The organism is Agathobacter ruminis (assembly GCF_002735305.1).
Taxonomy (GTDB): Bacteria; Bacillota; Clostridia; order Lachnospirales; family Lachnospiraceae; genus Roseburia; species Roseburia ruminis.
The window spans coordinates 88,044-95,870 of sequence record NZ_PDYG01000008.1 but is presented as its reverse complement, the minus strand read 5'-3'; the positions used below and the strand labels follow the sequence as shown (position 1 = coordinate 95,870).

Sequence of the window (7,827 nt, the reverse complement as noted above, 5' to 3'; positions counted from 1 at the left end):
TCATCAATTTGTGTCCCAGTTGAATCCTTTACAACAGCACATCCTACATTAAGGAAAAGAAGGGCTATACAGATTCCTACCTTTATTTTCATATTCTTAACCATAGTATCTTCTCCCTTGAATTGTCAAGACTCGCTCCCACCAGAAAAAGATGCTCTAGGAGCATCTTTTTCTTCTCATTCTGGAACACTATCCGGACTCCATACCCCTTCCACATAAAACGGAAACACATTATTACGATTAGCACCAATCACCGCATATTTTAAATTCTCTTCATAAACCCAATTTCTCATAAATCTAATAGTGCCTTTATTAAAGAGATAATGATAACCTCTTGAAACATCCATCATAGTTTTTTTATCAGAATAATTTGTTCCATAAACATATGCTGTATATGTTTTGTTACTTGGCATAATAGTGCACTTCATATAACAGGATGAATCATCTTTTTTTTCTCGTGCATTCGTCTGAGCTTCCCATCCACTAAAATTAAAAGTATATTTAGTATCCTTATGGTTATTCGCATCAACACGATTCATACCTAGCTTTACTGATGTAACAGCAAAAAACAATATCAGCAAAACTGCAATCCCTTTTTTCTTCATAAATAAACCTCCCTTTCATCATTTTGCATAAAATTTGTTTTTTTAAATAACAACTTACTATTTAATTATAACAAAACAAGATTGAAATAAAATGGGTCTTTCGTCCCAAAACAAAAAAATCCAGCTGATGATTATCAGCTGGATTTTTAGAAATTTTTATACAGTTATATCAGCAGTCACTCCGAGTTCTGCACGATTCTTTTCGAGCACCGGATGAACCACATCTCGCAAATAAACTTCCACCTGATACGGAGCTCTTCCGACATACAATTCCGGTTTCAGGTTCTTTTCAATTTCTTCTTTTGTCAGATTAAAGGACGGATCTGCCGCAATCAATTCAACCAGATTGTTTTCCTTTCCTTCTACCTTAACTGTCTTTCCTGCTTCCATGGACAGTGTACGAATCTTTTCATGTAATTCCTGACGGTTGCCACCATTCTTTACCGCATCCATCATGATATTCTCGGTTGCCATAAATGGGATCTCACTCATGAACTGCTTGTAAATTACCTTTGGATAAACCACAAGTCCATCCACTACGTTCAGACACAAATCCAAAATTCCATCAGTTGCCAAGAATCCTTCCGGAATAGACAATCTCTTATTGGCCGAATCATCAAGGGTGCGTTCAAACCACTGCGTAGATGAAACGATAGCAGGGTTTAAAGCATCAACCATCACATAATCTGCAAGGGAAGCGATACGCTCACTGCGCATTGGATTGCGCTTATAAGCCATTGCGGAAGAACCAATCTGTGATTTTTCAAACGGTTCTTCGACCTGCTTTAAATGCTGAAGCAGGCGAATATCATTTGACATCTTATGTGCAGATGCCGCGATGCCTGCAAGCACATTGGCCACTCTCGTATCAACCTTTCTTGAATAGGTCTGTCCGGATACCGGATAGCATTCTTCAAATCCCATCTTCTTGGCAATCATCGGATCAATCTTGTCGATGGTCTCATTGTCACCATCAAAGAGTTCTAAGAAGCTTGCCTGTGTACCCGTGGTGCCTTTGGATCCAAGCAGTTTCAAAGTCGACTGCACATATTCGAGGTCTTCGAGGTCCAGCATGAATTCATTCAGCCAAAGAGTCGCTCTCTTTCCAACGGTCGTCGGCTGTGCCGGTTGGAAATGAGTAAAGGCAATTGTTGGCAAATCCTTATATTCCTTTGCAAACCTGGCAAGTTCATCGATGACACAAACCAGTTTCTTATGCACGAGCTTTAATGCCTCACGCATAATGATAATATCGGTATTGTCTCCGACATAACAGCTGGTAGCACCCAAGTGGATGATTCCCGCTGCCTTTGGGCATTGCTGTCCATAGGCATAGACATGACTCATCACATCATGGCGCACCTCTTTTTCACGCGCCTTTGCCACATCATAATTGATATCATCAATATGTGCTTTCAATTCATCTATCTGTTCCTGTGTGATAACCGGCTTCCCATTCTCGGATAAACCAAGCTCCATCTCGGTTTCCGCAAGTGCAACCCACAGCTTACGCCAGGTGGTAAATTTCATATCCTGCGAAAAAATATATTGCATCTCTTTGCTGGCATAACGCTCAGAAAGAGGGCTGATATAACGATCAGTTCCCATTGTATCTTATCTCCTTTTTGCAAAATCTTCAGTCGTTACGGGCGAGAAAGAATGCGTTTTTCCAAATCCGCCTCTTTGTCATAATAATCTCCGCGAATATCTTCTGTCGGAGGGTCCATCGGATAATTACCGGTAAAGCATCCGTTGCAAATCGGCAATCCATTGACCAACTGTGGCAGTCGTTCCAGTTCAAGATATCCCAATGAATCAGCCCCGATTATTTGGCGGATATCCTCGATGCTGCGATTGTAGGCAATCAGCTGCTCTCTTGCCGGAATATCGGTTCCGAAATAACACGGCCACAAAAATGGTGGCGAGCTGATTCTCACATGCACCTCTGTTGCACCGGCGTCACGAAGCATCTTTACAATACGGTCTGATGTGGTACCACGCACAATCGAATCGTCGATCATAATCACGCGCTTTCCCTGTACTGCTTCCTTCAGAACATTCAGTTTCACCTGCACAGACGACTCTCGTGCGGACTGCTTTGGTTTGATAAATGTACGACCCACATACGCATTCTTCACAAATGCGGTTCCGTAAGGAATTCCCGACTCTAACGAATAACCGAGTGCAGCTGCATTTCCGGATTCCGGAACACCCGTCACCAGATCTGCTTCCACCGGAGAATCCTGTGCCAGAAAACGACCGGCTTTGATACGGCTTGCGTATACGCTTTCGCCATCAATATGGGAATCCGGACGCGCGAAATAGATATATTCGAAAATGCATCGTGCTTCCTGCTCCTTTGGAACTGTCATATCCAGATTCGATACAATGCCGTTTTCAGGGGTAATCGTAACCACCTCTCCCGGCTTGATATCGCGCACAAAAGTAGCACCAATGGTATCAAGTGCGCATGTCTCGGAAGTGATAATATACGCATTGTCGCGTTTTCCGATGCAAAGCGGTTTAAAGCCCTGTGGATCTCTCGCACCAATCAGCTTACGCGGAGATGCAACCACAAGAGAATATGCACCTTTTAATTTGCGACATGCGCGTCCGACAGCTTCTTCAACAGTCTTCGAATTCAAACGCTCACGCGCGATATGATATGCAATTACCTCTGAATCAATTGTAGTTTGGAAAATAGCGCCTGTATACTCCAAGTCGTGACGGAGCTCTGCGGCATTGATCAGGTTTCCGTTATGTGCCAGAGCCAAGGTGCCCTTTACATAATTCAAAACCAGTGGTTGTGCATTTTCGCGGGTGGAAGACCCTGCTGTAGAATAACGCACATGACCGACTCCGATATCCCCATGCATCTTTTCCAACTGCTCTGTTGTAAAGACTTCGTTTACCAATCCCATTCCCTTATAGGATAACATATTTCCTTTCGGTCCCTGGGTGTCAGAAACAGCAATACCACAGCTTTCCTGTCCTCTGTGCTGGAGGGCAAACAGTCCATAATAAATGGAAGATGCTACATCATTTGCATCAAAGTCGTAGATACCGAAGACGCCGCACTCTTCGTGCAATGCGTCTTCGTCATATAAATTATTGTATAACTCGTTCATTAATAACCTCTAGAATGGCTTTCCTGTCAAAAGTTCAAATGCTTCTTTATATTTGTCGATTGTCTTTTCGATGACATCATCCGGGAGGAGATAATCACTGTCCGGATTTGCCTTTAACCAGTCACGCACGAACTGCTTGTCATAAGATGGCTGTCCTTTTCCAGGTTCATAACCCTCCAATGGCCAGAAGCGTGAACTGTCAGGGGTAAGCATCTCATCACCCAAGACAACATTTCCATTCTCGTCAAGTCCAAATTCAAACTTGGTATCGGCAATAATGATTCCTTTTGAAAGTGCATATTCTGCACATTTCTTATAAAGAGCAATCGTGTAATCACGAAGTTTCTCGGCATATTCGCGACCGCGTTCTGGATAGATTTTTTCCAGAACTTCTACTGATTGCTCGAAAGAGATATTCTCATCATGATCTCCGAGTTCAGCCTTTGTCGAAGGAGTGTAAATAGGCTCCGGAAGTTTATCTGATTCAACCAGACCTTCCGGTAAAGTAATTCCGCATACGGTTCCATTCTCCTGATAGCTTGCCCATCCGCTTCCGGTGATATATCCACGGACAATACATTCGATTGGAAGCATCTCGAGTTTTTTACAAAGCATGGAATTGCCGTCGAATCGTTCCTGTTGGAAGAATTCCGGCATGTCCTTAACATCAACTGATACCATATGATTCGGAAGGACATCCTTTGTAAAATCGAACCAGAATTCTGACATCCGGGTCAATATTGCGCCCTTATCGGTAATCTTGTTTTTCAAAATGTGATCAAATGCTGAAATGCGATCGGTCGCTGTAATCACAAGATTGTCTCCGATGTCATATACCTCTCTTACTTTTCCCTCTTTGAATGGCTTGTACTCCTGCATGATAGTTCTCCTTTATTTTATTTCATATATCTTATGTAAGAATTATCTTACCAATAAGCTCTTTCCGGTCATCTCAGCCGGCTGCTCAAGTTCCATGATATCAAGAAGTGTCGGCGCAATATCGGCCAGACATCCGTTTTCACGAAGCGTAGCGCCTTCCGGTCCGTTTACGAGAATAAATGGAACCGGGTTGGTTGTATGAGCGGTATGCGGTTCGCCGGTCTCATAATTGATTTCCTGTTCCGCATTTCCGTGGTCTGCACAAATAAATAATGCTCCGTTTACTTCCTGAATTGCATCGACCGCTTTACCTACAAGCTCATCGATTTTTTCAACAGCCTTGATACATGCCGAAATCACTCCGGTATGACCTACCATATCAGGATTTGCAAAATTTATGACGATTACATCGTATTTGTCTGATTTGATTGCTTCTACTAAGTCAACTCCAACTTCCGGTGCACTCATCTCCGGCTTCAGATCATAGGTTGCAACATCCTTCGGTGAATTTACCAGCAAACGGAATTCATCCACATTCGGATCCTCGACACCACCGTTGAAGAAGAAAGTAACATGTGCATACTTTTCGGTCTCAGCCAGACGAAGCTGCTTCTTGCCGCATTTTGCAAGGTATTCACCAAATGTATTCACGATGTTTTCTTTTTCAAATGCAATGGTCTTGTTCGGAATTGTCTCATCATAATCCTTGAAACATACATATGTTAACGGAAGGAATTCACGATTGAAACCTTCGAACTTGTCATCACAGAATGCACGGGTAATCTCGCGTGCACGGTCCGGGCGGAAGTTGAAGAAGATTACGGAATCATTCGCCTTTACAAGAGAAAGCGGATTGCCTGCTTCATCTGTAATCACAGTAGGAAGTACGAATTCATCAGTCACATCCTGTGCATAAGAATCGGCAACTGCAGCAACCGCATCTGTTGCCTTTACGCCCTCGCCCTTTACCAGGGAATCATATGCTTTCTGAACACGATCCCAGTTGTTGTCTCGATCCATTGCATAATAACGGCCGGAAACCGATGCTACTTTTCCGACTCCGATCTCGTTCATCTTATTCTGTAATTCTTCAATGAAATCTTTACCGGATGCAGGCGGTGTATCGCGTCCATCGAGAAATGCATGTACAAATACTTTGGTCAGCCCCTGCTTCTTTGCCATTTCAAGCAAGCCGTAGAGATGGGTGATATGACTGTGTACACCACCATCGGAAAGCAGACCCCAAAGATGTAAATCGCTGTCGTTCTTCTTGCAATTCTCCATTGCAGCCAGAAGTGCGCTGTTTTCAAAGAAATCACCGTCTTCGATTGCCTTGGTAATGCGGGTCAGATCCTGATAAATGATACGGCCGGCGCCGATATTCATATGTCCAACTTCGGAATTGCCCATCTGTCCATCCGGGAGTCCGACTGCAAGTCCTGATGCATTTCCTTTCACGAACGGACATTCCTTCATCAATCGATCCATAACCGGAGTGTTTGCCATTGCAATGGCATTTCCCTCCGTCTTATCGTTCAGACCGTATCCGTCCAAAACCATAAGTACAACCGGTTTCTTATTCATAATTTATTCCTCACTTTTCTTTCAGATAAACTGTCTCTTATTAACCATACCTATCATACAGAGAAACACCTCTGTTTGCAATGGTTATGTTAGCCAACTTTTTGCCTTTTTTACCGCAGATTTCCTACACCATCAATGGCATTTCCATCCAGATCGATACTTGCAGTCCTTTTCGCATATTCGCGGCCCGAATAATAGGCAAATGAACCATCCGGTTCTCCGGTTCGAAAACCAAGTGTTCCATCCTCTTTGATTCCGATTGCATAGGACAAATCTGCAAAATATTCATAGAATGCTTTGCGCTGATTGTCATCCTTGAGCACGGATGTATAGAGATTGGATTGTTTGCATGGCAAAACCGAAACTTCCAGTGCTCCGGATTTCGGTACCGTGATTTGCGCAACCGCTGTATATAAGCTGCCCGTCGAAAGCCAAAAATTGCCGAGTGACCAGATTACCGGGACCCCGTCCACATAAGTGGCTCCCTGCATTCTGTGCGAGTGATTTCCTACAATCACATCTGCTCCGGCTTTTGCAAACGCTCTCGCCAGTTCCATCTGGGCCTCGTCCGCACGCAGTCGGCCTTCCCAGCCCCAGTGTACATAGGCAATCACATAATCACTGTTCTCTTTTGCTTCCTGAATGACACGGACAAACTTTTCCGGATCAAGTGTCTTTAATACACCTGCACGATCCTCTGTTGCTTCCTTGGTATAATTCAGGCTGATTTCCACCTGTGTTGCCGCGACAAGCGCAATCTTTTTGCCGCCGACAATAAAATATTGTGGTTGCATGGCTTCCTTGATATCTTTTCCCGCACCCACATAACGAATCCCTGCATTGCGCAGAGTTTTCATGGACGACAGTACCCCATCCGCGCCATAATCATAGGCATGATTATTTGCCAATGATACAATATCAATGCCCAATGCATTCAGATTTGCAACATTCTTTGGTTCTGTTGCAAATATATAATCTTTTCCTTCTAATGGGGTTCCGCCGTCGGCATATACAAATTCATTGTTTGCCCAGGTGACCGCAGACTGATTCAAAGTGCTGATCAAATCCGCAGAAAATACAGAGGTTAATGCACCTCCGTTTTCCTCGAGCATGTTTTGCGTATACCATCCGTTTGAAAAGCACAAATCTCCCACAACCGAAATGGTGGAATTGTCTGTGGCCTGCGGCCATGTGACATTTCCTGTTGTATAAGTTGCAAAACTTTTTTCCTTGCAATATTCCGCATACAGTGTGTGGATGCTCTCCCCTGTGCATTCTCTCCAGATTTTTTCGGTTGCGATTCCCTGATGAACCGAATATGCCAGATCCACAATCGCATCATGGCCGAATTGTGCGGCAATCCAATAATAGAATGCTTCATCCAATGGATAATCTCCGGTCAGCGAATGATCAGCCTCCTCTATCATAATCAATACCGCCTTGCTCACACCGGTCTCATCATCCAAATGTAAAGTTTTCCCATACTGATTTTCAATTTTTTCCTGCCTGGCTTGCTTCTCGCTCATACGCTCTCGGTACTCACTCCCAAAAAGCGCCGCAGAAAGTATGACAAGAAGCACGATCACACAAATCAGGATTCTCATGTTCTTTGTCATTTTCATAAACCAAAT

6 protein-coding genes are annotated in these 7,827 nt (G+C 43.7%); all 6 read right to left on the bottom strand.

The annotated features are described in order from the left end of the window. Nucleotides 1-176 precede the first annotated feature (176 nt). Nucleotides 177-605 carry a DUF2712 domain-containing protein gene (locus CSX02_RS02870; protein ID WP_099385564.1) on the bottom strand — a complete coding sequence of 143 codons (429 nt, stop codon included), beginning with the start codon at nt 603-605 and terminating at the stop codon, nt 177-179. A 156-nt stretch (nt 606-761) separates the two neighbouring features. After that, complete coding sequence (purB, locus tag CSX02_RS02865; RefSeq protein ID WP_099385563.1) at nt 762-2,213, bottom strand: adenylosuccinate lyase; 1,452 nt, start codon at nt 2,211-2,213, stop codon at nt 762-764. 35 nt (nt 2,214-2,248) lie between these two features. Then, the gene (purF, locus tag CSX02_RS02860) at nt 2,249-3,733 is read right to left on the bottom strand and encodes an amidophosphoribosyltransferase (RefSeq protein WP_099385562.1); all 1,485 of its coding nucleotides are present in this window, start codon (nt 3,731-3,733) and stop codon (nt 2,249-2,251) included. 9 nt (nt 3,734-3,742) lie between these two features. Then, nucleotides 3,743-4,612: a phosphoribosylaminoimidazolesuccinocarboxamide synthase gene (locus CSX02_RS02855; protein WP_031542092.1), complete on the bottom strand. Its 870-nt coding sequence runs from the start codon at nt 4,610-4,612 to the stop codon at nt 3,743-3,745. Nucleotides 4,613-4,654: 42 nt separating this feature from the next. Beyond that, on the bottom strand, nt 4,655-6,196 hold the full coding sequence (gene gpmI / locus CSX02_RS02850; RefSeq protein ID WP_099385561.1) for a 2,3-bisphosphoglycerate-independent phosphoglycerate mutase: 1,542 nt from the start codon (nt 6,194-6,196) through the stop codon (nt 4,655-4,657). 110 nt (nt 6,197-6,306) lie between these two features. Beyond that, nucleotides 6,307-7,812, bottom strand: coding sequence for a CapA family protein (locus tag CSX02_RS02845; protein ID WP_189281298.1), 1,506 nt, complete (start codon nt 7,810-7,812; stop codon nt 6,307-6,309). Between the last annotated feature and the right edge of the window lie 15 nt (nt 7,813-7,827).